Origin of the sequence: Streptomyces sp. UG1 (genome assembly GCF_049974585.1) — a bacterium.
In the GTDB taxonomy this organism is placed as follows: Bacteria; Actinomycetota; Actinomycetes; order Streptomycetales; family Streptomycetaceae; genus Streptomyces.
Map to the genome: position 1 here is coordinate 82,425 of NZ_JBNGGG010000006.1, position 25,371 is coordinate 107,795.

The 25,371-nt window shown below is 68.7% G+C and carries 27 protein-coding genes; 15 read left to right on the forward strand and 12 right to left on the reverse strand.

Annotation, left to right across the window (positions count from 1 at the left end):
- Positions 1 to 188: 188 nt before the first annotated feature.
- On the reverse strand, positions 189 to 494 hold the full coding sequence (locus ACP4J3_RS08615) for a hypothetical protein (RefSeq protein ID WP_426532077.1): 306 nt from the start codon (positions 492 to 494) through the stop codon (positions 189 to 191).
- A gap of 263 nt (positions 495 to 757) precedes the next feature.
- Here ACP4J3_RS08615 and rpsF point away from each other — a divergent pair, with 263 nt between their 5' ends.
- The 4 genes from rpsF (at position 758) to rplI (ending at position 2,476) form a co-directional block, all read left to right on the forward strand.
- Positions 758 to 1,048: a 30S ribosomal protein S6 gene (rpsF, locus tag ACP4J3_RS08620; protein ID WP_426532079.1), complete on the forward strand. Its 291-nt coding sequence runs from the start codon at positions 758 to 760 to the stop codon at positions 1,046 to 1,048.
- Between the two features lie 78 nt (positions 1,049 to 1,126).
- A complete protein-coding gene (locus ACP4J3_RS08625; protein ID WP_426532081.1) occupies positions 1,127 to 1,717 on the forward strand; it encodes a single-stranded DNA-binding protein in 591 nt (196 codons plus the stop codon).
- Between the two features lie 57 nt (positions 1,718 to 1,774).
- Positions 1,775 to 2,011 carry a 30S ribosomal protein S18 gene (gene rpsR, locus ACP4J3_RS08630; RefSeq protein WP_003949403.1) on the forward strand — a complete coding sequence of 79 codons (237 nt, stop codon included), beginning with the start codon at positions 1,775 to 1,777 and terminating at the stop codon, positions 2,009 to 2,011.
- 18 nt (positions 2,012 to 2,029) lie between these two features.
- Entirely contained in the window at positions 2,030 to 2,476 is a 447-nt protein-coding gene (rplI, locus tag ACP4J3_RS08635) for a 50S ribosomal protein L9 (protein ID WP_194043864.1), read from the forward strand.
- A gap of 160 nt (positions 2,477 to 2,636) precedes the next feature.
- Here rplI and ACP4J3_RS08640 read toward each other — a convergent pair whose 3' ends face one another.
- Positions 2,637 to 3,974, reverse strand: coding sequence for an MATE family efflux transporter (locus ACP4J3_RS08640; protein WP_426532083.1), 1,338 nt, complete (start codon positions 3,972 to 3,974; stop codon positions 2,637 to 2,639).
- Positions 3,975 to 4,433: 459 nt separating this feature from the next.
- Here ACP4J3_RS08640 and dnaB point away from each other — a divergent pair, with 459 nt between their 5' ends.
- Positions 4,434 to 5,912 (forward strand): replicative DNA helicase, encoded by a 1,479-nt coding sequence (dnaB, locus tag ACP4J3_RS08645; protein WP_426532085.1) that lies wholly within the window; start codon positions 4,434 to 4,436, stop codon positions 5,910 to 5,912.
- A gap of 28 nt (positions 5,913 to 5,940) precedes the next feature.
- Here the strand turns inward: dnaB and ACP4J3_RS08650 are convergent, their stop codons facing one another.
- Positions 5,941 to 6,507, reverse strand: coding sequence for a dihydrofolate reductase family protein (locus tag ACP4J3_RS08650; RefSeq protein ID WP_426532087.1), 567 nt, complete (start codon positions 6,505 to 6,507; stop codon positions 5,941 to 5,943).
- Positions 6,508 to 6,735: 228 nt separating this feature from the next.
- On the opposite strand from ACP4J3_RS08650, the gene ACP4J3_RS08655 reads away from it, so the two are divergent.
- Entirely contained in the window at positions 6,736 to 8,127 is a 1,392-nt protein-coding gene (locus ACP4J3_RS08655; RefSeq protein WP_426532088.1) for a serine hydrolase domain-containing protein, read from the forward strand.
- Positions 8,128 to 8,170: 43 nt separating this feature from the next.
- Here the strand turns inward: ACP4J3_RS08655 and ACP4J3_RS08660 are convergent, their stop codons facing one another.
- Together ACP4J3_RS08660 and ACP4J3_RS08665 are read right to left on the reverse strand one after the other, a co-directional pair.
- Entirely contained in the window at positions 8,171 to 8,623 is a 453-nt protein-coding gene (locus tag ACP4J3_RS08660) for an N-acetyltransferase family protein (RefSeq protein ID WP_426532090.1), read from the reverse strand.
- Between the two features lie 9 nt (positions 8,624 to 8,632).
- A complete protein-coding gene (locus ACP4J3_RS08665; protein WP_426532092.1) occupies positions 8,633 to 9,091 on the reverse strand; it encodes a MarR family winged helix-turn-helix transcriptional regulator in 459 nt (152 codons plus the stop codon).
- A gap of 141 nt (positions 9,092 to 9,232) precedes the next feature.
- On the opposite strand from ACP4J3_RS08665, the gene ACP4J3_RS08670 reads away from it, so the two are divergent.
- Positions 9,233 to 10,444 (forward strand): MFS transporter, encoded by a 1,212-nt coding sequence (locus ACP4J3_RS08670; RefSeq protein ID WP_426532094.1) that lies wholly within the window; start codon positions 9,233 to 9,235, stop codon positions 10,442 to 10,444.
- 106 nt (positions 10,445 to 10,550) lie between these two features.
- On the forward strand, positions 10,551 to 10,973 hold the full coding sequence (locus ACP4J3_RS08675; RefSeq protein ID WP_426532096.1) for a GlcG/HbpS family heme-binding protein: 423 nt from the start codon (positions 10,551 to 10,553) through the stop codon (positions 10,971 to 10,973).
- 86 nt (positions 10,974 to 11,059) lie between these two features.
- Here the strand turns inward: ACP4J3_RS08675 and ACP4J3_RS08680 are convergent, their stop codons facing one another.
- Complete coding sequence (locus tag ACP4J3_RS08680) at positions 11,060 to 11,923, reverse strand: GNAT family N-acetyltransferase (protein WP_426532098.1); 864 nt, start codon at positions 11,921 to 11,923, stop codon at positions 11,060 to 11,062.
- A gap of 266 nt (positions 11,924 to 12,189) precedes the next feature.
- On the opposite strand from ACP4J3_RS08680, the gene ACP4J3_RS08685 reads away from it, so the two are divergent.
- Positions 12,190 to 12,822, forward strand: coding sequence for an HAD family hydrolase (locus ACP4J3_RS08685; RefSeq protein ID WP_426532099.1), 633 nt, complete (start codon positions 12,190 to 12,192; stop codon positions 12,820 to 12,822).
- A gap of 415 nt (positions 12,823 to 13,237) precedes the next feature.
- On the forward strand, positions 13,238 to 14,839 hold the full coding sequence (locus ACP4J3_RS08690) for a globin domain-containing protein (RefSeq protein WP_426532101.1): 1,602 nt from the start codon (positions 13,238 to 13,240) through the stop codon (positions 14,837 to 14,839).
- 33 nt (positions 14,840 to 14,872) lie between these two features.
- Here ACP4J3_RS08690 and ACP4J3_RS08695 read toward each other — a convergent pair whose 3' ends face one another.
- From ACP4J3_RS08695 to ACP4J3_RS08715, 5 genes are all read right to left on the reverse strand, one after another.
- Positions 14,873 to 15,355 carry an NUDIX domain-containing protein gene (locus tag ACP4J3_RS08695; protein ID WP_148000301.1) on the reverse strand — a complete coding sequence of 161 codons (483 nt, stop codon included), beginning with the start codon at positions 15,353 to 15,355 and terminating at the stop codon, positions 14,873 to 14,875.
- A 157-nt stretch (positions 15,356 to 15,512) separates the two neighbouring features.
- Positions 15,513 to 16,418, reverse strand: coding sequence for a LysR family transcriptional regulator (locus ACP4J3_RS08700; protein ID WP_426532104.1), 906 nt, complete (start codon positions 16,416 to 16,418; stop codon positions 15,513 to 15,515).
- A gap of 230 nt (positions 16,419 to 16,648) precedes the next feature.
- On the reverse strand, positions 16,649 to 17,797 hold the full coding sequence (locus ACP4J3_RS08705) for a cystathionine gamma-lyase (protein ID WP_426532106.1): 1,149 nt from the start codon (positions 17,795 to 17,797) through the stop codon (positions 16,649 to 16,651).
- Positions 17,794 to 18,285: a low molecular weight protein-tyrosine-phosphatase gene (locus ACP4J3_RS08710; RefSeq protein ID WP_426532108.1), complete on the reverse strand. Its 492-nt coding sequence runs from the start codon at positions 18,283 to 18,285 to the stop codon at positions 17,794 to 17,796. The genes ACP4J3_RS08705 and ACP4J3_RS08710 overlap by 4 nt, the downstream gene beginning before the upstream one ends.
- Positions 18,286 to 18,292: 7 nt before the next feature.
- Entirely contained in the window at positions 18,293 to 18,670 is a 378-nt protein-coding gene (locus ACP4J3_RS08715; protein WP_426532110.1) for a phage holin family protein, read from the reverse strand.
- A gap of 60 nt (positions 18,671 to 18,730) precedes the next feature.
- On the opposite strand from ACP4J3_RS08715, the gene ACP4J3_RS08720 reads away from it, so the two are divergent.
- The 4 genes from ACP4J3_RS08720 to ACP4J3_RS08735 all read left to right on the forward strand — a co-directional run bounded on the left by ACP4J3_RS08720 (position 18,731) and on the right by ACP4J3_RS08735 (position 21,013).
- Positions 18,731 to 19,048, forward strand: coding sequence for a cupin domain-containing protein (locus ACP4J3_RS08720; RefSeq protein WP_194043891.1), 318 nt, complete (start codon positions 18,731 to 18,733; stop codon positions 19,046 to 19,048).
- A 161-nt stretch (positions 19,049 to 19,209) separates the two neighbouring features.
- Positions 19,210 to 19,422: a DUF5326 family protein gene (locus ACP4J3_RS08725; RefSeq protein ID WP_426532112.1), complete on the forward strand. Its 213-nt coding sequence runs from the start codon at positions 19,210 to 19,212 to the stop codon at positions 19,420 to 19,422.
- Between the two features lie 258 nt (positions 19,423 to 19,680).
- Positions 19,681 to 20,478, forward strand: coding sequence for an IclR family transcriptional regulator (locus ACP4J3_RS08730; protein ID WP_426532114.1), 798 nt, complete (start codon positions 19,681 to 19,683; stop codon positions 20,476 to 20,478).
- A gap of 97 nt (positions 20,479 to 20,575) precedes the next feature.
- The gene (locus tag ACP4J3_RS08735) at positions 20,576 to 21,013 is read left to right on the forward strand and encodes an SsgA family sporulation/cell division regulator (RefSeq protein WP_426532116.1); all 438 of its coding nucleotides are present in this window, start codon (positions 20,576 to 20,578) and stop codon (positions 21,011 to 21,013) included.
- A gap of 360 nt (positions 21,014 to 21,373) precedes the next feature.
- Here ACP4J3_RS08735 and ACP4J3_RS08740 read toward each other — a convergent pair whose 3' ends face one another.
- Entirely contained in the window at positions 21,374 to 22,906 is a 1,533-nt protein-coding gene (locus tag ACP4J3_RS08740) for a YibE/F family protein (RefSeq protein WP_426532401.1), read from the reverse strand.
- Positions 22,907 to 23,453: 547 nt separating this feature from the next.
- On the opposite strand from ACP4J3_RS08740, the gene thiC reads away from it, so the two are divergent.
- Complete coding sequence (gene thiC / locus ACP4J3_RS08745; RefSeq protein ID WP_426532118.1) at positions 23,454 to 25,256, forward strand: phosphomethylpyrimidine synthase ThiC; 1,803 nt, start codon at positions 23,454 to 23,456, stop codon at positions 25,254 to 25,256.
- Positions 25,257 to 25,371 lie beyond the last annotated feature (115 nt).

Here is a 25,371-nt window from a genome sequence, read left to right on the forward strand (position 1 = left end):
GGGTACAGGGGCTCCGGCTCTCGCGCCGAAGCCTACTGCGCCTTGGGAGCGCCCCGACTGGGCGTACGACAGCTTCGCTCCGGTCTTGTGAGCCGCCGGAGCGTTCGAGGGCGTTCTATGCGGTGTTCTACCGGTGTTCGGAGGGCGCGGTCTCCGCGGCCGGCGCGAGGAGGGAGCGGTGGCAGGCGTCAGCCGCCGAAGAGCCCGCCGTGCGCCATACCGAGGAAGAAGCCGACTCCAGAGGCACCGAGGCCCAGGATCAGACCGAACCGCTCACGGGTCGTCACCGAGATCCACTGGCCGTACGCACCGGTCAGGATGCCTACCAGACCGGTCCACGAGGTGAGTAGGTTCAGGTCGTGGAACTGGGCTGTGACGAAGGACGTGATGCCCAGCACCAGGGTCACCGCGAGCAGGGTGTCCTGGAGAGGGTGAGGCTTTCCGTCCGTGGCGAAAAGGCCTCCGACGGTGTTGGGTCGCATTGCCTGTGCCATAGGGCACCTCCTGCGGAAGGCGGCGCATCGTAGCGCCATACACACCCGATGTGTACAGATTGTGGGCGACGGCGGCCGGATTTCAACCGGACGCCGGTGTGCGGGTACTGTGTAGCGTCTGCACCGGTGTCTGCCCGGGCCAGCTCGGGGAACCGCGAGGTCACCCCCGATTGTCAGTGGCGGCCGATACCGTTGCGTACGCATCACAACCCTCCTGCCACGGAACGACCGTGGCCGCTGAGTCCAAAGGAGGTGGGTTCCACATGCGTCACTACGAGGTGATGGTCATCCTCGACCCTGATCTGGAGGAGCGCGCTGTCGCCCCCCTGATCGAGAACTTCCTCTCCGTCGTCCGCGAGGGCAACGGCAAGGTGGAGAAGGTCGACACCTGGGGCCGTCGTCGTCTCGCGTACGAGATCAAGAAGAAGCCCGAGGGCATCTACTCGGTCATCGACCTGCAGGCCGAGCCTGGGGTCGTCAAGGAGCTCGACCGCCAGATGAACCTGAACGAGTCGGTCCTCCGGACCAAGGTCCTCCGCCCCGAGACCCACTGAGCTCTCCCGCTCAGTTGATCTCGGGATTCGAGTAGCAGCAACCAAGCAGCCAGAGCAAACCCGCCGAGAGGTTCCCCCATGGCAGGCGAGACCGTCATCACGGTCGTCGGCAACCTTGTCGATGACCCCGAGCTGCGCTTCACCCCGTCCGGTGCGGCGGTCGCGAAGTTCCGTGTCGCGTCCACTCCCCGCACCTTCGACCGTCAGACGAACGAGTGGAAGGACGGCGAGAGCCTGTTCCTGACCTGCTCGGTCTGGCGTCAGGCGGCGGAGAACGTCGCCGAGTCGCTCCAGCGAGGCATGCGCGTCATCGTGCAGGGCCGGCTGAAGCAGCGGTCCTACGAGGACCGTGAGGGCGTCAAGCGCACGGTCTACGAGCTGGACGTCGAGGAAGTCGGCGCCAGCCTGCGGAACGCCACGGCGAAGGTCACCAAGACCTCCGGTGGCGCCCGCGGTGGCCAGGGCGGTTACGGCGGCGGTGGCGGCCAGGGTGGCGGCGGCTGGGGCGGTGGCCCCGGTGGCGGCCAGCAGGGCGGCGGTGCTCCCGCCGACGACCCGTGGGCGACCGGCGCTCCCGCCGGTGGCAACCAGGGCGGCGGCGGTGGCGGCGGCTGGGGTGGAAACTCCGGCGGCGGTGGCGGCGGCTACTCGGAAGAGCCCCCCTTCTAGGCCTTCGGGTCTGGGGTGGGCCGCACCCAAACTTCTTGATCACACAGGAGAAACACCATGGCGAAGCCGCCTGTGCGCAAGCCGAAGAAGAAGGTCTGCGCTTTCTGCAAGGACAAGGTCACGTATGTGGACTACAAGGACACGAACATGCTGCGGAAGTTCATTTCCGACCGCGGCAAGATCCGTGCCCGCCGCGTGACCGGCAACTGCACGCAGCACCAGCGTGACGTCGCCACGGCCGTCAAGAACAGCCGTGAGATGGCGCTGCTGCCCTACACCTCCACCGCGCGCTAAGGGAAGGGTGACCGACACATGAAGATCATCCTCACCCACGAGGTCTCCGGCCTCGGTGCCGCGGGCGACGTCGTCGACGTCAAGGACGGTTACGCTCGCAACTACCTGATCCCGCGGAAGTTCGCTATCCGTTGGACCAAGGGTGGCGAGAAGGACGTCGAGCAGATCCGTCGTGCTCGCAAGATCCACGAGATTCAGACCATCGAGCAGGCCAACGCTGTCAAGGCCCAGCTCGAGGGTGTGAAGGTCCGTCTGGCCGTCCGCTCCGGCGACGCCGGTCGTCTCTTCGGTTCCGTCACTCCGGCCGACATCGCGTCCGCGATCAAGGCTGCCGGTGGCCCCGAGGTCGACAAGCGCCGCATCGAGCTCGGCGCGCCGATCAAGACCCTGGGCGCCCACGAGACGTCCGTGCGTCTGCACCCCGAGGTTGCCGCCAAGGTCAACATCGAGGTCATCGCGGCCTGATCGCTGCGCTCGGCTTGAGTAGCTGAATGAAGGGGCCGTACCCGCTGGGGTACGGCCCCTTCACTGTGCAGCGAACGGCCGCGTACCAGGAAGCGGAGGCGGATCCCGGAGCAGGGGCCGCGTCGGTTTCACGTGGAACAGCGTGTTTCACGTGAAACAGTCAGCGCGTCGCGCCCGTGACGATCCAGCGGCCCGATCGGGAGCGCAGCCAGAGCGTCAGCATGCGCACCGTCATCATCAGCGTCATTGCGGCCCAGATTGCCGTGAGGCCGCCACCGACCACAAGGACGAGCAGCGAGACCGGAGTGAAGACCGCCAGGGTGAGCACCATGGCCCAGGCGAGATAGGGGCCGTCGCCCGCTCCCATCAGAACGCCGTCCAGGACGAAGACGACGCCGCAGATCGGCTGGGAGAGCGCCACCACGAGAAGGGCGGGCAGGGCAGCATCCTTGACGACCGAATCGCTGGTGAACAACGGCAGGAAGAGCGGCCGGCTCATCACCACGAGGAGGCCTAGGACGACGCCGGCCGCGACGCCCCACTCCACCATGCGGCGGCAGGCGGCCCGGGCGCCCTCGGCGTCACCGGCGCCGAGATACCTGCCGATGATGGCCTGACCGGCGATGGCGATGGCGTCCAGGGCGAAGGCGAGCAGGCTCCACAGCGACAGGATGATTTGGTGCGCGGCGATGTCGGCGTCCCCGAGGCGGGCTGCGACGGCCGTCGCGATCATCAGGATCGCCCGCAGTGAGAGGGTGCGGACCAGCAAGGGCACTCCGGCCTGTGCGGAGGCCCTTATCCCGACCGCGTCGGGACGCAGAGAGGCGCCGTGTTCGCGCGCGCCGCGGACCACGACCATGAGATAGATCGCGGCCATGCCGCACTGGGCGATGACGGTGCCCCATGCGGAACCCGCGATGCCGAGGCCGGCGCCGTAGACGAGGCCCGCGTTGAGGGCGGCGTTGGCGATGAAGCCCGCGACGGCGACGTAGAGCGGGGTCCTGGTGTCCTGTAGGCCGCGCAGGACTCCGGTGGCGGCGAGTACGACGAGCATGGCCGGGATGCCGAGTGCCGAGATCCGTAGGTAGGTGGTTGCGTACGGGGCCGCTGTGTCCGAGGCGCCGAAGAGTTCCACGAGAAACGGCGCTGTGGGCAGGACGACCGCGACGACGGTGAGGCCGAGGAGGAGGGCCAGCCAGATGCCGTCCATGCCCTGGCGGATGGCGGCCTGGAGGTCGCCGGCGCCGACGCGTCGGGCGACGGCAGCGGTGGTGGCGTAGGCGAGGAAGACGAAGACACTGACGGCTGTCATGAGGAGGGCCGAGGCGACCCCGAGCCCAGCGAGCTGTGCCGTGCCGAGATGGCCGATGATCGCACTGTCGGCCATGACGAAGAGTGGCTCGGCGACGAGTGCGCCGAAGGCCGGAACGGCCAGAGCGACGATCTCTCGATCGTGCTGTCGCCGGACGGCCTTGGGTCTCGCGGGAGCCTGTGTCATGGCCACCAATCTAATCGTCCACAGGTAAGAGATGCAATCCCTTACTGACCCTTACTCCTGGTCTCGCGTCGTGCGCTTTCGTGCACCGTTCGAAGCGATCTTGGTCCGACTGGGGAAGTTTTTCTTCTGCACAGCCGGTGGACGGCAAAGTCGCAGGTCAAGGCCGGTCCTTGCGAGTCTCGCCAGGCTTGTTCACAGGGCTGTCCACCGGGTCGTGCACAGGTTTTGTGGAGTTCTCCACAGCATCCGGGCCGTCGTCCACATGGCCTGTGGATAACCAGATTGGCTGACGGTGCCCGCGGGCCTACCGTGGTCCGGCGCCCGCTCCGTTCGTCGGCCGTGAAAGCGTCACAAAACCGACGTGCCAGAACCGGAGTTGGGCCTCTTATTTGTCAGTGGCGTGCCGTAGAACAGAGGGGCACGGCGAGGTCCGCTCGGCGGACGGGAGGAGGTGGCTCGGTGAGTATTTCCGAGCCCTTGGACGACCCGTGGGCCGACAGCGGCCCCAGTGATCGTCTGCCCGCCTCCCGCCGGCGCGGCGACGGTGGTCGAGGACGCGACGATCAGCATGACCGCGGTCGGGACAGCGGAGAGTGGGACGGCGGCGGTTCGGCCTTCGAGCGGGTCCCGCCCCAGGACCTCGACGCCGAACAGTCCGTCCTCGGCGGCATGCTCCTGTCCAAGGACGCCATCGCCGATGTCGTCGAGGTCATCAAGGGCCACGACTTCTACAAGCCCGCGCACGAGACGATCTTTCAGGCGATCCTCGACGTCTATGCCAAGGGTGAGCCGGCCGACCCCATCACCATCGCCGCCGAGCTGACCAAGCGCGGCGAGATCAACAAGGTCGGCGGCGCCTCGTATCTCCACACCCTCGTCCAGATGGTGCCGACGGCGGCTAACGCCGAGTACTACGCGGAGATCGTGCATGAGCGCGCGGTGCTGCGCCGCCTGGTCGAGGCCGGCACCCGCATCACACAGATGGGATACGCCGCCGACGACGACGTCGACGAGATCGTCAACCGCGCCCAGGCCGAGATCTACGCGGTCACCGAGCAGCGCACCAGCGAGGACTATCTGCCGCTCGGCGACATCATGGAGGGCGCGCTCGACGAGATCGAGGCGATCGGCTCGCGCACCGGTGAGATGACCGGTGTGCCCACTGGCTTCACGGACCTCGACTCGCTCACCAACGGTCTGCACCCGGGTCAGATGATCGTCATCGCGGCCCGCCCCGCGATGGGTAAGTCCACCCTCGCGCTGGACTTCGCGCGAGCGGCGTCGATCAAGAACAACCTGGCGAGCGTCATCTTCTCCCTGGAGATGGGGCGCAACGAGATCGCGATGCGTCTGCTGTCGGCCGAGGCACGCGTGGCCCTGCACCACATGCGTTCCGGAACCATGACGGACGAGGACTGGACCCGGCTGGCGCGGCGGATGCCCGAGGTCACCGCTGCGCCGCTCTATATCGACGACTCCCCGAACCTGTCGATGATGGAGATCCGCGCGAAGTGCCGTCGGCTGAAGCAGCGCAATGACATCAAGCTCGTGATCATCGACTATCTGCAACTGATGCAGTCCGGTGGTTCGAAGCGTGCCGAGAGCCGTCAGCAGGAGGTCTCGGACATGTCCCGTAACCTCAAGCTCCTGGCGAAGGAGCTGGAGGTCCCGGTGATCGCGCTCTCGCAGCTCAACCGTGGTCCCGAGCAGCGCACGGACAAGAAGCCGATGGTGTCCGACCTGCGTGAGTCCGGCTCCATCGAGCAGGACGCCGACATGGTGATCCTGCTGCACCGTGAGGACGCCTACGAGAAGGAGTCACCGCGCGCCGGCGAGGCGGACATCATCGTGGGCAAGCACCGTAACGGCCCGACGGCGACGATCACGGTCGCCTTCCAGGGCCACTACTCGCGGTTCGTGGACATGGCGCAGACCTGACCGCCCCCGCGAGACAGCGGGAAGCTGCTCAGCGCCTCGTCTCGTACCTGGTCAGGACCACGCCGCCGGGAAACGTCCGCGTCTCCACCAGGTTCAGGTTCACCCAGCTGTCCAGCGCGGTGAAGAACGGCGTGCCGTCGCCCACCAGGACCGGATGGGTGGCGATCACGTACTCGTCGATCAGCCCGGCGCGCATGGCCGCACCGGCGAGCGTTGCGCCGCCGATGTTCATCGGGCCGCCGTCCTCGGCCTTGAGCCGGGTGATCTCGGCGATTGCGTCGCCGGTGACCAGGCGGGTGTTCCAGTCGACCTTGTCGATCGTCGAGGAGAACACCACCTTCGGGGTGTCCCGCCAGTTCCGCGCGAACTCGATCTCCGCCGGGGTGGCGTTGGGCTGCTGGTCGCCGGTCGGCCAGTAGGAACTCATCGTCTCCCAGAGCTTGCGCCCATACAGCGACAGGCCACTCGCCTGCTCGTGGTCGAGCCACCACTGGAACAGCTCGGGGCTCGGCGGTCCGCTCCAGCCGATGTCGTCGCCGACCGCGGCGATATAGCCGTCCAGGGTCAGGTTCATGCCGTAGATCAGTTTCCGCATGGTCCAGCCTTCCGTCCGTGGGTGTCCGGCGTATAGACCAGCGTGGCGCGGGAGACTCATCGGTGCGCGATCTGGGCTCGCCGCTAGTCCTCGTGCTCGGGGCTCAGCGTGGTGTGCTCGGCCGACACGGGCAAGCCGCCTGATCTCGGCGTCACGAGCGGCGAGACGCCACAGTTCCTTGGGGGATATGCGCTCGACTCCCGAGCGGCCACCGGGTGGACTGGAGGCATGACGACACCTCAGGAAGAGCTGCTTCCCACCACACGCCGGGCGCTGCTGCACCGCATCGCCGTGGCCCAGGCCGAAGGGCGTGCGCCCTCGCTGGTCGCCGCCGTCGTACGGGACGGGCGGACCGTGTGGCACGGCTCGCGTACCTCGCTGGAGGGGCATGCCCCGGACGAGAACGTGCAGTACCGCATCGGCTCGATCACCAAGACCTTCACCGCTGTTCTCGTTCTGAGACTGCGTGACGAGGGCCTGCTCGATCTCGGTGATCCGCTGGAGAAGCATCTGCCGGGCACCGGCGTGGGGGAGGCCACCATCGTTGAACTCCTCGCGCACACCAGTGGGCTGGCGGCCGAGTCACCCGGCCCATGGTGGGAACGGACCTCCGGATCCCTGCGGCCCGAACTGTCCGACGTCGTGGGCGAGCAGCCCTTCCTGCATCCGTCCGGCCGCCGGTTCCACTACTCGAACCCCGGCTACACGCTGCTGGGTGCGCTGGTGGAGAAGCTGCGTGGCGCTCCGTGGGAGGAGGTACTCCGGCGTGAAGTGCTCGAACCCCTGGGCCTGAAGCGTACGAGTACGCGACCGCAGGAGCCGCACGCGGGAGGCTGGGCGGTGCATCCCTGGGCCGATGCGATGCTTCCCGAACCTGTCGAGGACCTCGGGCGGATGGCGCCGGCTGGGCAACTGTGGTCGACGACAGCTGACTTGGCGCGGTTCGCCGCCTTTCTTGCCCGGGGCGACGACCGGGTGCTGAGCGCTGAGAGCGTACTGGAGATGCGGACGCCTGCGGCGCCGCCCGAGGCTGTCGACGTGGTGGATGGTGCCGCATACGGTCTGGGCGTGCAGGTCCAGCGCAGGGACGGACGGCTCCTTTTCGGGCACGGTGGGTCGTTGCCGGGCTTCCTCGCGAGTCTGACTCTCAGCGTGGAGGACGATGTCGCGGCCGTGGTGCTGGCCAACTGCACCTCCGGCCCGCCGGTCTCCCTTGTCGCCGCCGACCTGGTCCGTATCGTCGCTGAGGCCGAGCCGCGGATTCCCGAGCCCTGGCGGCCGATGCCCGAGGTCGACACGGCGGTCCTGGAGTTGGCGGGACCCTGGTACTGGGGGACGTACGCCTTCGCCCTGAGGCTGACCGCGGACGGACTCGTCTCGCTGGAGCCGTTGTCCGGTAAGGGGCGCCGCTCGCGGTTCCGCGTCAACGGCGACGGCACATGGACGGGTCTGGAGGGCTACTACGCGGGCGAGCTCCTGAAGGCCGTCCGGTGCCCGGACGGAACCGTGGACCATCTGGACCTCGGCTCGTTCGTCTTCACCCGTCAGCCGTACGACGAGGGGGCTGCCGTGCCGGGCGGTGTGGATCCCGATGGCTGGCGCGGCAGCGACTCGTTCTGAAGGTCCGGCGAAGCGCCTGTTTCACGTGAAACAGGCGCTTCTTTCACAACGGGAGCTTGAAGCCCACGTGCGAGGCGGTGAAACCGAGCCGCTCATAGAAGCGGTGGGCGTCCGTACGGCTCTTGTCGGAGGTGAGCTGCACCAACTGGCAGTTCTGTCGCCGGGATTCGTCGATGGCCCACTCGATGAGCTGCGTGCCCAGGCCGCTGCCTCGCTCGTCGGCGTGGATGCGGACGGCTTCGATGATCGACCTGGTGGAGCCGCGCCGTGACAGCCCGGGAATGACCGTGAGCTGGAGGGTGCCGACGGCGCGGCCCTCGCGGACGGCGACGACCAGGTGCTGGTTCGGATCGCTGCTGAGCCGCTCGAGCGCGGCCAGGTAGGGGGTCAGGTCGTCGGGGGACTCACGCTGGGCGCCCAGTGGGTCGTCCGCGAGCATGCCGACGATCGCGGGGATGTCGTCGGCGACAGCGGGCCGTATCTCAAGATCTCCCATGTCTGCACCCTATGCGGGCGCGCGGAGTGTCTCGACGGCTCGGACCAGGGGGGCCAGTTCGGGGTTCTTGGCGGCTTCGTCGAGGGCTTCGCGCAGGGCGGTGTCGTTGGTGGGGCGGGCCTGGTGGAGGAGTTCGAGGCCGGCTTCGGTGACGTCGGTGTAGATGCCGCGGCGGTCGGTGGGGCAGAGGTAGCGGGAGAGCAGGCCGCGGTCTTCGAGCCGGGTGACGAGGCGGGTGGTGGCGCTCTGGCTGAGGACGACGGCGTCGGCGACCTGTTTCATCTGGAGGTGGCCGCCTTCGCCGTGGTGCTGGCGGCTGAGGACATCGAGCAGGGAGTACTCGCGCACGCTCAGGTCGTGCCGGGCCTGCAGGGCGCGCTCGATGTGCGTCTCGATCCTGCTGTGCAGCAGGGAGAGGGCGCACCAGCCCTGGGCGAGGGCGGTGAGCGCGGGCTCCGTCGCTGTCATGTCGATTCCTCCGTCCCGGAGCGGCTTGAAGCCAGGATAGAGCAGAGACGCAATAGTCGGCGCTTGCAGATATAGCGCGTATGCAACTATTGTCTTCGAGCGTAAAGCGCCCCTGCAATCCTCGGAAGGTGTCACCTCTCCATGCCTCTCGCGCTTCTGGCCCTCGCGATCGGGGCCTTCGGAATCGGAACGACCGAGTTCGTGATCATGGGCCTGCTGCCCGAGGTCGCGGGTGACTTCGGGGTCTCCATCCCCACCGCCGGCTTCCTGGTGACCGGCTACGCGCTCGGTGTGGTTCTCGGCGCTCCGCTGATGACCGTGCTCGGCACCAAGGTCTCCCGCAAGCAGATGCTGATGCTGCTGATGGGGCTCTTCATCGCCGGCAACCTGCTGTCCGCCGTCGCGCCGGTCTTCTCCGTCATGCTGATCGGCCGCGTGGTCGCCTCGCTCGCCCACGGTGCCTTCTTCGGCATCGGGTCGGTCGTCGCGGCCGATCTGGTCGCTCCGGACAAGAAGGCCGGAGCCATCGCGATGATGTTCACCGGCCTGACCGTCGCCAATGTCGTCGGCGTCCCGTTGGGCACGTTCGTGGGCCAGTCCGCCGGCTGGCGCGTCACCTTCGGCATCGTCGCCGCTCTCGGCGTCATCGGCCTGGCCGGCATCGCCAAGCTGGTCCCCGACATGCCCAAGCCGCAGGGCGTACGGCTGCGCCATGAGCTGGCCGCCTTCAAGAACGCCCAGGTCCTGCTGGCCATGGCGATGACGGTCCTCGGCTTTGGCGGTGTATTCGCGGCCATCACCTACATCGCGCCGATGATGACCCACGTCGGCGGCTTCGCCGACGGTTCCGTCACCTGGCTCCTGGTCCTCTTCGGGCTCGGCATGGTCGGCGGCAACCTGATCGGCGGCAAGTACGCCGACCGCGCGCTGATGCCCATGCTCTACGTCTCCCTGGGCGCCCTCGCCGTCGTGCTCGCGCTCTTCACGCTCACGGCGCAGAACAAGATCCTCGCGGCCGTCACCATCACGCTGATCGGCGCCCTGGGCTTCGCCACCGTCCCCCCGCTGCAAAAGCGCGTCCTGGACCAGGCACACGGTGCTCCGACGCTGGCCTCGGCCGTGAACATCGGCGCTTTCAACCTCGGCAACGCGCTCTCCGCCTGGCTCGGCGGCCTCGTCATCGCGGCCGGCTTCGGCTACACGTCCCCCAACTGGGTCGGCGCCGCCCTCGCCGCGGCCGCGCTGCTGCTGGCATTCCTCTCGGCCGTGCTGGAGCGCCGTGATGAAGCCGCCTCCAGCACTGTCGTCACCGGCACCGTGCCCGCCGAGCAGCGAGCCGCCATACACCACTGAGCCGACCCCCGTGCGGGGTCAGGGCCGCCCTCGCACATCCGGACCCGTGACAGTCCACGTCGGCACCACACCGTTCCACCTCAGCACGAAACCGCAAGGAGCCCCCATGAGCACCGCCACCGCAGTCGCCCCCCTGACCACCCAGGACGCCGACTTCCTCGTCGCCGCCGCACACCGGGCCGCCGAGGAGGCCGGGGTGACCGTCAGCGTCACGGTCCTGGATGCCGGAGGCCATCTGCTCGCCTTCCGGCGGGACGACCGAGCCGTGCTGATCTCCGGGGAGACCAGCACCCGCAAGGCCTACACGGCACTCCAACTCGGCGCCCCGACCGCCGATCTCGTCGAGGCCGTACAGCCCGGCGCGCTCTTCCACACCCTGCCGACCGCGCTGGACCGGCCACTGCTGTTCATCGCGGGCGGTGTGCCGCTCCACAGGGACGGCCGGCTGATCGGAGCGATCGGTGTCGGCGGCGGCGCGCCGGAGCAGGATCACCGGTTCGCGACGACCGCCATCGAGGCGCTTGCCTGACCGTACCTTCCGATCGATGAGGTGACGCCGGTCCCCGATGTGGCCCGGCGTTATCTCTGCGCGCTCCAGCCTGCCGTCGAGCAGCCTCAGCCCGCCGCCACCGTCAGCGGAGCGAAACGCCGGGTCCAGTCGCCCGGCAGTTCCGGGATGCCGTACGTCATGACCGAGTTGAAGGCGACGGAGGCCAGACCGTGCCCCTTCGCCCACGCCAGCAGCTCCTCATGGCGTACGTCGATGTCGGTGCGCAGCGGGCGGTCGGTGTGGGCGGCGAGGGAGGCGATGAGAGCCTTCGCGGTCTCGGTGTCGCGGGCGATCAGAGGGCCCACGACCTGCGTTTCCATGTTGGGCCAGGCACCTGCGTACCCGATGATCCGCCCGTGCTCCTCGGCGACGCGGAGCTGGTCGGCGAAGGCGGGCAGCCGCGTGATGATGTGCGTGCGATCGCTGCCGAACACCTCCTCGTCGAGCCGCACGATGGCGCCGAGATCCTCGGCGGTGACCGCACGCGTGGTGATCGTGGGTGCCGAGGTACCTGTGAAGTGCCCGCGCAGCATCTCCGCCCGGCCGGCGACCTTGAAGCCGAGTTCTTCGTAGAGCGGCTGTCCGTACGGCGTCGCGTGCAGCGTCAGTGGTGTTGTGCCCATCGCGTCGACGACGTGACGCATCAGCCGGCGTCCGATGCCTCGGCGGGCATGGCGCTCGGCGACCAGGACCATGCCGATGGCTCCCAGGTCGGGGCGCTCCTGCGGTCCGTACTCCGTGACGACGCAGGCGCTGACGAGTCCACCGGCGGGGTCGTCGATGCCGTAGCCCTTCCCGGCTGTGAGGAGGAACCCCCACTTGTGTTCCTCACGGGGCCAACCCCGGTCCTCGGACAAGTCGGCGCAGGCGGTGAGGTCGCGAGGCGTCAGACGGCGGATGGGCAGAGCGGCGGGGGAAGGAGTCGGCACGCAGGTCAGGCTGTCTGACGACTGCCCTGGTCGTCCACCTGTTTCCAGGGAGACGTACGAGCTTTTGGCCATGTCATGGCCGACCGCAAAGTGTGCCGGCAGATGCTGGGTGTTTCACGTGAAACATGGGCGAACAGCGAACAGCGAACGGCCAACGGTGAATAGCCAACGGCCAACGGCGGACAGCCATCAGCCAGCAGCGAGCGTCGATCTCGTGGGATCTCCGCCCGAAGGACCGAGGGCACACGCCATTAGCCTCAACCCCCATGGCGAGACTTCATCTTTTCGATCTGGACGGCACGCTCCTGCATGGAACATCCGCGCCCGTGGAGATCTCACGACAGCTCGGGCTGGAGGAGGAGACCGTTGCGCTCGACCGGGAGATCTCGGCAGGGCTGATCGGCCCTCCGGAGTACGCGAAGCGGGTGTACGCGCTCTGGGCCGACCTCACCGAGGCCCATGTGGTGGCCGCCTTCGACGGTGCTCCTTGGCTGGCCCGAATCCGTGAGGTCTGGGCGGAGATCAGGGGACAGGGCGACTACTGCGCCGTCGTCTCGCTCTCGCCCTCCTTCTTCGTGGAGCGGCTGACGGGCTGGGGCGCACACGCGGCGTACGGTTCCCGCTTTCCGGCCGTGCCGTTCACCGAGCCCGTCGATCCGGCCGGAGTCCTCAGCGCCGAGGCGAAGGTTCACATCGCCGATCTGCTCTGTGCGGAGTTCGGGGTGACGCGGGACGAATGCGTTGCCTATGGCGACTCGCTGTCGGACAAGGCGCTGTTCGGAGTCGTCCCGGTATCCGTCGCGGTCAACGCGGACCGGCATCTGGCCGGACTCGCGACGCACTCCTACATGGGGATGGATCTGTGGGAAGCCTATGAACTGGTGCGCAGCGGCCGGTAATCGAAGGAATTGGCCGTTCGTCCCCTCTCCCCTTTCGTGACGAAGGAAGGCGGGACTTGTGATCGGGGCGACGGCCGGTAGGGTCGACTCCGGTTCGTGTCCGAGCTGTGATGCAAGCTCCCGGCGTGGACCGAGCGCAAGGCAAAGCAGCCTAATGGGACGGAGAGATCGAAGACCCGCATTCTCGGTTATGGAGTCCGGGCGCCGGCGTGCGATGGGAGGCTGCGGCGAGAGTACTGCGGCCAATGTCACACTCTCGCCCTACTTGTCCGTACACGGTGTGAATGTGGGTTGAATGTGGCCGTATTGGATCGCGGCAACGAACGGGGATTGCAAGGCATAACGGGGGAAGCAGGCACCTTCCGACCGAGGAAGTGCGCAGACCGACCGAGAGATGTTCGAGGCGAGGCACACCATGGACGCTCCGACCACCACGTCGGCCGACAACGGCACTTCCGGCGGCGGGGACGGCTGGTTCACGCCGCGCAAGCAGCCGGCGACGACCCAGGGCAGCGAACCGGAGACGGTCGAAGGCCAACGCCTGGCCGCGCTGCGTCCGGTGGGCAGGACGGCTTCGGCCAACGGCGACGACGCACCCCCGTCGACCCCGGCCGCGATACCGACCCCCGAACCGCCCACATCGGGTCACATACCGCCCGCGCCCTCGACGCCCGCGCCCGCCACCACGCCAGGGCAAGCACCCCGCACTCCCGCCTCCGCCTCGATGCCGGTCCAGGCACCACAGGCTGCCACCACCGCCCCGCCTCCAGGCCAAGCGCCGCACGCAGCCACCACCTTGGCCCCTGGCCAAGCACTCCAGGCCTCACCCGCGCCGCCGACCTCTCTCGCACAACCCGCCCCGCAGCCGCACGTCCCGGCCCAGCGCCCCGCCCCGGCCCAGCCCGCCTCCCCGGACGCCATCCTGATCCGTCGGACGATGGCGGAGGTCGCCCCCGTGGCCGACAAGGTCACGTCGTACTTCTACGCCCTGCTCTTCGTACGCCACCCCGACCTGCGCTCCCTGTTCCCGGCCGCGATGGACACCCAGCGCGACCGGCTGCTCAAAGCCCTGCTCACCGCCGCCGAGCACATCGACAACACCCCGGTTCTCGTCGACTACCTGCAAAACCTCGGCCGCGGTCACCGCAAGTACGGCACCCGGCCCGAGCACTACCCGGCCGTCGGTGAGTGCCTCATCGGCGCGCTCAGCAAGTACGCCGGCGGTGTCTGGGACGGCGAGATGGAGGCTGCCTGGGTCCGCGCCTACACGACGATCTCGCAGGTCATGATCGACGCGGCGGCGGCGGACGAACTGCGCGCCCCCGCCTGGTGGTACGCGGAGGTCGTGACGCACGACCTCAGAACGTCGAACATCGCCGTCATCACCGTCCGCCCCGACCAGCCCTATCCGTTCCTCGCCGGGCAGTACGCCAGCCTGGAGACCCCCTGGTGGCCCAGGATCTGGCGGCACTATTCCTTCGCCTCCGCGCCCCGCTCCGACGGCCTGCTGACGTTCCATGTGAAGGCCGTCCCCGCCGGCTGGGTCTCCAACGCGCTGGTGCACCGCGCCCGGCCGGGCGACATCATCCGGCTCGGTCCGCCGGGCGGCTCGATGACCGTGGACCACACCACCGACAGCGGTCTGCTCTGCCTGGGCGGAGGCACCGGCATAGCGCCCATCAAGGCACTGGTCGAGGACGTGGCCGAACACGGCGAGCGGCGGCCGGTCGAGGTCTTCTACGGCGCACGCACCGACCAGGACCTGTACGACATCGACACGATGCTGAGGCTCAAGCAGTCCCACCCCTGGCTGGAGATCCGTCCGGTCGTGGACCGGCACGGACTGCTCCAGCTTCCCGACGCCATACGACAGTACGGGCCCTGGACCGGGTACGACGCCTATGTCTCCGGCCCGCCCGGCATGATCCGCAGCGGTGTCGACGTACTGCGAGACATCGGCATCCCGTCCGAGCGCATACGCCATGACTCGGTGGAGGAACTCGTCGCCGCCAACTGACCTGCATGCCGACGGCGGTACCGCGGTCGGTGGTCAGCCCAGGTCGGGGGCGTGCATGGCGCGGACGCCCTCGATGTTTCCGTCGAGGTAGTGCCGCAGCGACAGCGGCACGAGATGGACGGAGGCGATTCCGACCCGGGTGAACGGCACGCGCACGATCTCGTACTCGCCGATGGGCTCGTCCACCTCGGGTCCGTGCCGCAAGGACGTGTCCATGGATCCCAGTCGGCAGACGAAGAAGTGCTGCACCTTCACACCGGTCGCCCCGCCGTCCTCGCCGATGTGCTCGACGGTGTCGACGAAGCAGGGCACCACATCGGTGATCTTGGCACCGAGCTCCTCATAGACCTCGCGGTGCAGGGCGTCGACGACGGTGGAGTCCGTCGGCTCGACCCCGCCACCGGGCGTGAGCCAGTAGGGATCCATGCCGGGCTTGGTGCGCTTGATCAGGATCAGGTCGTCGCCGTCCAGCAGAACGGCGCGGGCGGTGCGCTTGACCACGGGTCGGACGGTCATGGGAGAAATGTGGCCCGGCTGGTTCCACGTGAAACATTGCGAAACGTCACCGGCCGAGCTCATGGTGTGACGGTCTCGAAAGCCTTGCTCGGGCCCGCTGAAACCCATGCCCGCCGGCTCGCGAAGCCGCTGGTCAGGCCCGGTCCGAAGCCGCTGCTCAGGCCCAGTCCACAGCCGCTCGCAGCAGCCACTCGTGAGCCCGCGCGATATGCGGCATCGCCAGCGTGCCCGTGCGGACCACCAGGAAGTACGTCCGCAGCGGCGGCACCGGCGGATCGTGCAGGGCGACGACCTCGCCGCGCTCCAGCGCGTCCGCGCACAGATAGCGGGGCAGTACTGCCAGCCCCGCCCCAGCGACCGCGCAGGCGAGGACCGCGCGGAGGTCGGGGACGATCACGGTGCCGGGGGCGGCCGGACGGGAGTCGTAGACCGAGGCCCAGTAGCGGGAGACGAACGGGAGGGACTCGTGCACCTCCACGACCGGGACGTCCTCCAGCGCATGCGCCCCCTTGTGACGCAGTTGCCCAGCGCCGATCCGGTCGACCCAGCGAGGGGAGGCGACAAGGACGTGCTCCTCGTCGCAGAGCGCAGTCGCCGTGAGCAGAGCGCCGCGCGGACGGGCCGTACTGATGGCCAGATCGTGATGCCCGGCGGCCAGCCCTTCCAGGGTCTCCTCGGCGTTGCCGAAGGATGCGCGCAGGGCGAAGCCCTGGCCGTCCTCGCCGGTCAGTTCGGTGAGCGCGGGCAGCGCCCGCTCGGCGGTGAACTCGGGAGGGCCGGCGAGGTGCACGGATCGTAAGGAGGACTCGTCGTCGAGTCCCGTCTCGGTGATCTCCACCAGGGCGTCGAGATGCGGTGCGGCCTTGTGAGCGAGTTCGTCGCCGATGGTCGTGGGCGTCACTCCCCGGGCCTGCCGTAGGAACAGGGGGCGACCCAACTGTCGCTCCAGGGTGCGGATCTGCGCGGTCACGGCCGGCTGCGACAGTCCGAGCAGCGCGGCGGCGCGGGTGAAGGAGCCGGCCCGGTGCACGGTCACAAAGGTGCGCAACAAGGCCAGATCCATGCCTTACCCTCCCAGTCCCCGCCCTTCTCCCCACCCCCAGGGCAGGGCCCAACTATAAATAAGTCGATAGGTCGCTGTCGCTACTGTGATTGGACACTGACAGAGAGTCAACTAGCCTTGTTCGCGCGGTTCTTCGCGCGCAGAACCGAGGGCGGTCCGAGCCACGAGGGGGGAGGCTCGGACCGCCCGTTCCACGTATCGGGACACCGACCGACGCGGGGAAGCCCCGGTCACTCGGCCGATTCGTCCAGTGCGCGCAGCACATCCGCCACCAGATCCTGGAGATCCTCGGCACCGACCGACATGCGGATGAAGCCCTCCGGTACGGCATCGCCGCCCCAGCGTCCGCGCCGTTCGGCCGTGGACCTGACGCCGCCGAAACTGGTCGCGTCGTCGACGAGCCGCAGGACGTCCAGGAACCGCTCGGCACGCGCGCGCGTGGGCAGGGTGAAGGACACCACGCACCCGGGGCGCCGCATCTGCTGCGAGGCGATCTTGTACGAGGGGTCGCCCGGGAGCCCCGGATAGCGCACCCCGAGCTCCTCCGGCCAGTCCCGCAGGGCCTCGGCGACCGCGAGGGCATTGGCGTTCTGCCGCTCCACGCGCAGGTGGAGGGTGGCGAGGGAACGGTGCGCGAGCCACGCCTCCATGGGACCCGGGATCGCCCCGGCGATCTTGCGCCAGCGCCGTACGGCGGCCATGGCCTCGGCGTCGCGTCCGGTGACGTATCCCAGCAGTATGTCGCCGTGTCCCGTGAGCTGCTTGGTGCCGCTGGCCACCGAGAAGTCGGCGCCGAGCTCCAGCGGCCGCTGCCCGAGCGGCGTGGCGAGCGTGTTGTCGACGGCGACGAGGGCGCCACGCGCGTGTGCCGCTGCGACGAGCCGTCGGATGTCGCACACGTCGAGGCCGGGGTTGGACGGCGTCTCGATCCACAGCAGTTGCGCGCCGTCCAGGACGCCGAGCTGGGCGTCCCCGCCGGTCGGTGCCGTGCGCACCTCGATGCCGTACGCCTCCAACTGCTCGCGCACCAGGGGCAGCGCCTGATAGCCGTCGGAGGGCAGGACGACCGTGTCCCCGGCCCGCAGTCGGGAGAAGAGCACCGACGAGATGGCGGCCATGCCCGAGGCGAAGACCAGCGTCTCGACGCTGTCCTCCCCAGGCGCCTCCAGCTCGCCGATGGCGCGCTCCAGACGGCTCCAGGTCGGGTTCTCGTCACGTCCGTAGGTGTACGGCCCCGTGGGCTCGCCCGGCAGGTGGTAGTGGGCGGCGAACACCGGGCCCGGCAGGGCTGGCTCGTGCTTGACCGGCTCGGGCAGGCCGGCCCGCACCGCGCGCGTGCCGTCGCCGGAAGGCAGGCCCTCAGGGCCCGGGTCGCTCATGCCGCCTGTCCCTCCACTTGCTCACGGACGGCGGCGAGGAGCCCCGCGCTCGCCGCCTCCACCATCTCCAGGCACTCCTCGAAGCCGTCCCGGCCGCCGTAGTACGGGTCCGGCACATCGGGGTCGTCGCCCGCTGCGGGATCGTAGGAGCGCAGCAGCCGTACCTTCGCCGCGTCCTGCGGCGAGGGAGCGAGGCGGCGCAGGGCCTTGAGGTGGCCGGAGTCGAGGGCGACGACGAGATCGAGGCGGGCGAACCAGGACGGCTGGAACTGCCGGGCCGTGTGGCCGCTGCCGTAGCCGTGCTCCTCGAGCACGGAGACGGTGCGCGGGTCGGCCGGGTCGCCCTCGTGCCAGCCGCCGGTGCCGGCGCTGTCGACCGCGACCAGGCCGTCGAGCCCGGCCTCCTCGACGCGGGCGCGGAAGACGGACTCGGCCATCGGCGAGCGGCAGATGTTGCCGGTGCAGACGAAGCAGACGCGGTAGGTCATCGGAGGCTCAGTCCCCGTCGGGCAGGACGACGTTCAGCGCCCAGGAGACGATCGAGATGATCAGGCCGCCGAGCACGGCCGTCCAGAAGCCCTCGACGTGGAAGCTCAGGTCGAGCTTGTCGGCGAGCCACGAGGTCAGCAGCAGCATCAGCGCGTTGACGATCAGCGTGAACAGGCCGAGCGTCAGGATGAGCAGTGGGAGGCTCAGGAGCTTGACTATCGGCTTGACCAGGAAGTTCACCAGGCCGAAGATCAGTGCGACGAGGAGCAGGGTGCCGATCTTCTTGCCCGTGCTGTCACCGGTCAGAGTGATCTTGTCGAGCAGCCAGACGGCGACCGCCAGGGCACCCGCGTTGGCGATCGTCTTGACTACGAAATTCTTCATGTGTCTGATCGTGGCAGACGAGCTCGGCCATGAGCACTGGGATGAAGGCGGACAACAGCGATGAAGGCATTCCGGCTGGACGAACTGGAGGCGGAGCGCGCCGCCAATGAGGGCGCCTACCTGCAGTTTCTGCGGGAGCAGAACATGTCGGTGGGCCTGTACGCGCTCAACGCCGGTGAGCACGATCCACAGAAGCCGCACAACCAGGACGAGGTCTACTTCGTGGTGAGCGGCCGTGCCCAGATCACCGTCGGCATGGAGACCACGCAGGTGGCGCGCGGCAGTGTGGTGTACGTGCCGGCCGGCGTCGCCCACAAGTTCCACCACATCAGCGAGGACCTGCGGGTGCTCGTGGTGTTCTCTCCGCCCGAGAGCTGACCTTCGGCCTCGGGGTTCCCTAGGGGATCGATCAGGGGAGGACAAGGGCTGCGAGGCCCCCGCGCGGGCACCTGCCGGTTCTAGCATCGAGTGCAGGGAATCAGCAGATTCGCGGACATCAGGACCCGGCACAGGACGGGCGGAGAGGTAGGACGAGGGCGATGCGTGAGATCTTCGCAGGATTGCCGTGGTGGGTGAAGTGGATTGCGGTGCCGGTCATCGCCCTGGTCGTGTTCGGCGGGCTGATAGCCAGCGTCGTCGGGTTCGTGATCGGACTGCTCTTCAAGCTCCTGGTCTTCGTGGCGCTGGTCGGTGGACTGATCTACGTCGTACGGAAGTTCATGTCGAACTCTTCGTCCCGCAGCGACTGGTGAGGTCCGTGGGGACCGGTGGGCGGTAACAGGAATCACCGGTTCCCTCGGGCGAGGGAAGTTTTCCGGACAGGGCGTCTGCGGGCGGTGGCGGACCAATAGAGTCCGGAAATCGACGCGGGGAAGACCCCGCGAGCGGCGTACACCCCCACCCGTGTTCCCCAGCACGGGCTGCCCCCCTCGCTTCGGGAGTGACCCTTGGCCACGGTAGACACCGCACCCTCAGAACCCCACTCACCCCCCGGACGGCCCTGCTCCTCCGTGCCCCAGGTACCGCGGCAGGCCTCCCGGGAACCCTCCGAGCAGTCGAACTCCGCGACACTCATCGGATCCGTCCAGCGCGCGATGCGCCTGCTGGAATGCGTCGCCGGGCACGCATACGGCGCCCCGGCCAAGCAACTGGCCCGCGAGACGGGGCTGGCGCTGCCCACGGCGTACCACCTCCTGCGCACGCTGGTGCACGAGGGCTATCTGCGCCGCGACAAGGGCCTGTTCTTCCTCGGCGAGGCAGCTGTGCGGCTGAGCAGCAGCGGAGCCGAGCAGAAACGTCGCAGCACGGTCGCCGACGCGCTCGCCCGATGCCGTGACGCCATCGGGGTCCCCGTGTACTACGCCCAGTACCGCGACGGCGATATCGAGGTCATGTGCGTCTCCGACACCCCCGGCAATCCGGCGGTCGAGGAATGGGCCGACTTCCGCGAGACCGGCCATGCACACGCCATCGGCCAGTGCCTGCTGTCCCAGTTGGACGAGGACGCCCGGCGCGATCACCTCGAGCGCCATCCCGTGCAGTCCATCACCCCGTACACCGTCCGCGACAGCCGCACGCTGCTCCGCCGTCTGGAACAGATGCGCAGGATGGAGCCGGTGACCGAGCGTCAGGAGTACGCACTGGGCACGGTGTGCGCGGCGATCCCCATCACGGTGGGCACCACGGCCGCGACGATGGCCATTTCCCTGCCCGTCGAACAGGCCGACCGGCTGCTGCCGGCGGCACGGCAGTTGCAGGACGAGATCGGGCGGCTCCTGGGGTCACTGGCGATCTCTATCAGTATCTGAAAACTCACTCCTTGTGATCTCTCGTGTACGTTCAGCAAGATTCCATCAGGCTCGGGGTCCGGTCCCGGCCAGTCGAAGGCAACCGACGGGGTAGGCGATGCGCGAGTCCGTACAGGCAGAGGTCATGATGAGCTTTCTCGTCTCCGAGGAGCTCTCCTTCCGCATCCCGGTGGAGTTGCGTTACGAGACCTGTGATCCCTATGCGGTACGGCTGACCTTCCACCTGCCCGGCGATGCCCCGGTGACCTGGGCCTTCGGCCGGGAGCTGCTGGTCGACGGGGTGGGCAGACCGTGCGGGGAGGGTGATGTACGGGTCTCGCCGGCCGGTTCCGACACGCTGGGTGACGTGCTGATCCGGCTTCAGGTGGGTGCCGACCAGGCGCTGTTCCGCTCCTCTGTGGCGCCGCTGGTGGCCTTCCTGGACCGCACCGACAAGCTGGTGCCGCTCGGGCAGGAGGGCGCGCTCGCCGACTTCGACGCCCACCTGGACGAGGCTCTGGACCGCATCCTGGCGGAGGAGCAGAGCGCCGGCTGAAGCGTTACTCCGGTGCGAGTGGGGGTGGCGTAACGCTTCAGCGGCGCACAAGGGGCGCGTGGGAGCGCTTCCTTCGCGCCGCGTGTGATGCGCGCTCCGCCGGATGGGCGAAGTCGGCCGGACCGGATCGGCGCCCCTTGGCCGGCGGTGCCTCCGCCGTCCACACCTCCGTCGGCATCGCTTCGGCCGCTGTCACCGCTATCCCCTGTCGGCTCCGCGCCACTGCTTCTCCTGGCGATTCCCCGTCACGGTCACGGTCCCTCTGTCGGCTCCGCGCCACGGTTCTCCGGTGTCGCCCCCAGCGTCACCGCGCCCCCAGCGTCACTGCTTTCAGCCGGCGTCACTGCTTTCAGCCGGGCGTCACCGCTTCCGCCGTCGTCCTCGCCCGCCGCGCGCCGCCGGACCCGGCTGGGCGCCCGTCGCACCCGGCTGGGCGCCGGTCGGCACCGCGCCCTTCTCCGGCCGGTCGGCCGAGACCACCAGGGCCGCGAGGGCCGTGGTGACCGGCACGGACGCGACCAGGCCGATGGAGCCCACCAGCGTGCGCACGATCTCCTCAGCGACCAGCTCGCTGTTGGCGACCGTGCCGACGCCGCTCTGCGCGATCGAGAAGAGCAGCAGCAGCGGCAGTGCGGCGCCCGCGTAGGCGAGGACGAGGGTGTTGACGACGGACGCGATGTGGTCGCGGCCGATGCGGATACCCGCCCGGTACAGCCCGCGCCAGCCCATCGTCGGGTTGGCCTCGTGCAGCTCCCAGACCGCGGACGTCTGGGTGACCGTCACATCGTCGAGGACACCCAGCGAACCGATGATGATGCCGGCGAGCAGCAGACCGCTCATGTCGATCGACGGATACAGCCCGTGGATGAGACCGGTGTTGTCGTCGGTGTTGCCGGTGAGCGCGGCCCAGTCGATGAACAGCGAGCCGAGGATGCCGATCAGCAGCAGCGAGATCAGCGTGCCGAGTACCGCGACCGATGTCCGGGCCGAGAGGCCGTGGCACAGATAGAGGGCGATGAGCATGATCGCACTCGCCCCCACCACGGCCACGACCAGCGGGTTCGAGCCCTGCAGGATCGCGGGCAGGATGAAGAAGTTGAGCACCAGGAAGCTGATGGCCAGCGAGATCAGCGCCATGACGCCCCGCAGCCGCCCGACGAGCACGACGGCGAGTGCGAAGATCCCGGCGAGCACCGACAACGGAACACGCCGGTTGACGTCGGTGACCGAGTACTGGAGATCCCTGGGTGCGGAGGGCTCGTAGGCGACCACGACCTCCTGGCCCTCGTGCAACTGCCGTGACTGGTCGGGCTGCACGATCTCCGTGAACGTACGGCCCTTGTCCTTGCCGCTGTCGACGCGGATCGTCGCCTTCTTGCAGGTGCCGTTCTCCTGCTGCACCGCGGAGGACCCCTCGGCGGTGGAGGTGTCGCCGGTCGGCGGCACTCCCGAGGCGTTGACGTCCTTGCAGCTCAGCTCGACCACCTTGGTGACCGTGGCCTGCTGTGTCTGCCGGTCGAAGCCGACCCCGGTGCGCTCGTGCGGCGGGGCACCGCCCGGCCACAGCACCGCGAGCCCCACCACCACCGCCGCGGCGAACGGGATCAGGACCGCCGCGATGACCTTGCGCAGATGCTGGGAGACGGGGGCCGCCGGACCGTGGGCATGGCTGTGCGAGTGCCCGTGCCCAGGCCCTTCACCGGCACCGCCGCCCCGCCACCCGCCGGATCCGGAGCCGCGACCATGACCACCGCCGGAGTCGGACCCGGGCCCATCGCCGGGGCCGGCCCCCTGGCCCGATGAGCCACCCGAGTCGGCACCGCGACCGTGCGGACCACCCGGGCCGGGTCCGTGCTCGTGCCCGCCGCCGACGCCACTCCCGCGCTCCCGCATGCCGCCCGGCCTGGGGTCGGGTTCATGCCAGGCTCCCGCCCCGCCCCGGGGCTGTGGCATGCCACCGGTTCCGGTGCCGTGCTCGCCCCAGCCTCCGGTTTCCGCCGCGAGATCGTCGGGGCCGCTCGTGGCACCACGGCCGTATCCACCGTCGTATCTGCCTCCGGGAGCCCCTGAACCCCGGCCGTCTGCACGGCCGTTGCCACGCGCGGGACCGTTTCCGGGGCCGCTTCCGGAGCCCGAGCCACGGGATGGCTCGGGCGGTGGGTACGGAGGTTCATGCGTCGTGGTCACCGACCGATCATCGCAAGAACGACCGGGGCCCTCTGTTCACCGCGCCCGAATTGACGCTAGCGTGGAGCCACCTTTGTACACGCGGGAGCTCGGAGCACCGGGCTGAGAGGGCGCTGACCTCCGTCCCAGCGATGTTTCACATGAAACATCACCCATCTCGAGTGATGTTTCCCACGAAACGTCGGCAGACGGATACGGCTGCGTCGACCGCCGAACCTGTTACCGGGTAATGCCGGCGTAGGGAGTAGGTCTCATGACCATCAAGGACGCACGCACGCCTGCCTCCAACCAGGACGAACAGCCCATTCAGGGCGAACCGTCCCCGGAGGCCGGGAAGTCCATCGGCTGGCACAAGGCATACGTCGAGGGCTCACGCCCCGATCTGCGAGTGCCGGTCCGCCAGGTGCACCTCACCAACGGGCAGTCGGTCACGCTGTACGACACATCGGGCCCGTACACCGATCCACTCGCCGATACCGACGTCCGCAGGGGGCTGGCCCCGCTGCGGGAGAACTGGATCATCGCCCGCGGCGACACCGAGGAGTACGCGGGCCGTCCCGTCCGTCCCGAGGACGACGGCATCAAGCACACCTCGCCGCGCGGCGGTCTGCGCAACCTCGACGCTGTCTTCCCCGGACGGCCGCGCCAGCCGCGCCGGGGCCGGGACGGCGAGGCGGTCACGCAGCTCGCCTACGCACGTCGCGGCGAGATCACCCCCGAGATGGAGTTCGTGGCCATCCGGGAGAACGTTTCCCCCGAAGTGGTCCGCGAGGAGATCGCCGCGGGCCGGGCGGTGTTGCCCGCCAACGTCAACCACCCGGAGATCGAGCCGATGATCATCGGCAAGCGGTTCCTGGTGAAGGTCAACGCCAACATCGGCAACTCCGCGGTCACCTCCTCCATCGAGGAGGAGGTCGAGAAGATGACCTGGGCGACCCGCTGGGGCGCCGACACGGTCATGGACCTGTCGACCGGCCGCAACATCCACACCACCCGTGAATGGGTGCTGCGCAACTCCCCCGTGCCCATCGGCACGGTGCCGCTCTACCAGGCGCTGGAGAAGGTCGACGGCCGTGCCGAGGAGCTGACCTGGGAGATCTACAAGGACACGGTCATCGAACAGGCCGAGCAGGGCGTGGACTACATGACGGTCCACGCGGGCGTGCGCCTGCCGTACGTACCGCTCACCGCGAACCGCAAGACCGGCATCGTCTCGCGCGGCGGCTCGATCATGGCGGCGTGGTGCCTGGCGCACCACAAGGAGTCGTTCCTGTACGAGAACTTCGAGGAACTCTGCGAGATCCTCGCCGCGTACGACGTCACCTACTCGCTGGGCGACGGCCTCAGGCCCGGCTCGATCGCGGACGCCAACGACGAGGCGCAGTTCGCCGAACTGCGAACTCTCGGGGAACTCAACCAGATCGCGAAGCGTTTCAACGTACAGACCATGATCGAGGGCCCGGGACACGTCCCGATGCACAAGATCAAGGAGAACATCGACCTTCAGCAGGAGATCTGCGATGAAGCTCCGTTCTATACGCTCGGCCCGCTGACCACCGACGTCGCACCGGCGTACGACCACATCACCTCCGGCATCGGTGCCGCGATGATCGCCTGGTGGGGCACGGCGATGCTCTGCTACGTCACCCCCAAGGAGCACCTGGGGCTGCCCAACCGTGACGACGTCAAGACGGGCGTCATCACCTACAAGATCGCTGCTCATGCGGCCGATCTGGCCAAGGGGCACCCCGGAGCGCAGGAGTGGGACGACGCGCTGTCCGACGCCCGCTTCGAGTTCCGGTGGGAGGACCAGTTCAACCTCGCCCTGGACCCGGACACGGCACGGGAGTTCCACGACGAGACCCTCCCGGCGGAGCCCGCCAAGACGGCCCACTTCTGCTCCATGTGCGGGCCGAAGTTCTGCTCGATGAAGATCTCCCAGGACATTCGCCGTCGGCACGGCGACAGCCAGGCGGAGATCGAGGAGGGCATGGCTCAGAAGTCGAAGGAGTTCGCGGCGGCGGGCAACCGGGTGTACCTGCCGATCGCGGACTGACGTCGACGTCCTGACCCAGGGCGCCATGCCCCGCTGCCGGGCGTGCTGTTCGGCTTGCGCCTCCCCGAGGAGATCTCCCCGGGGGCTCCGTCGAGGCGAGGGTCCCCGGTGGGGG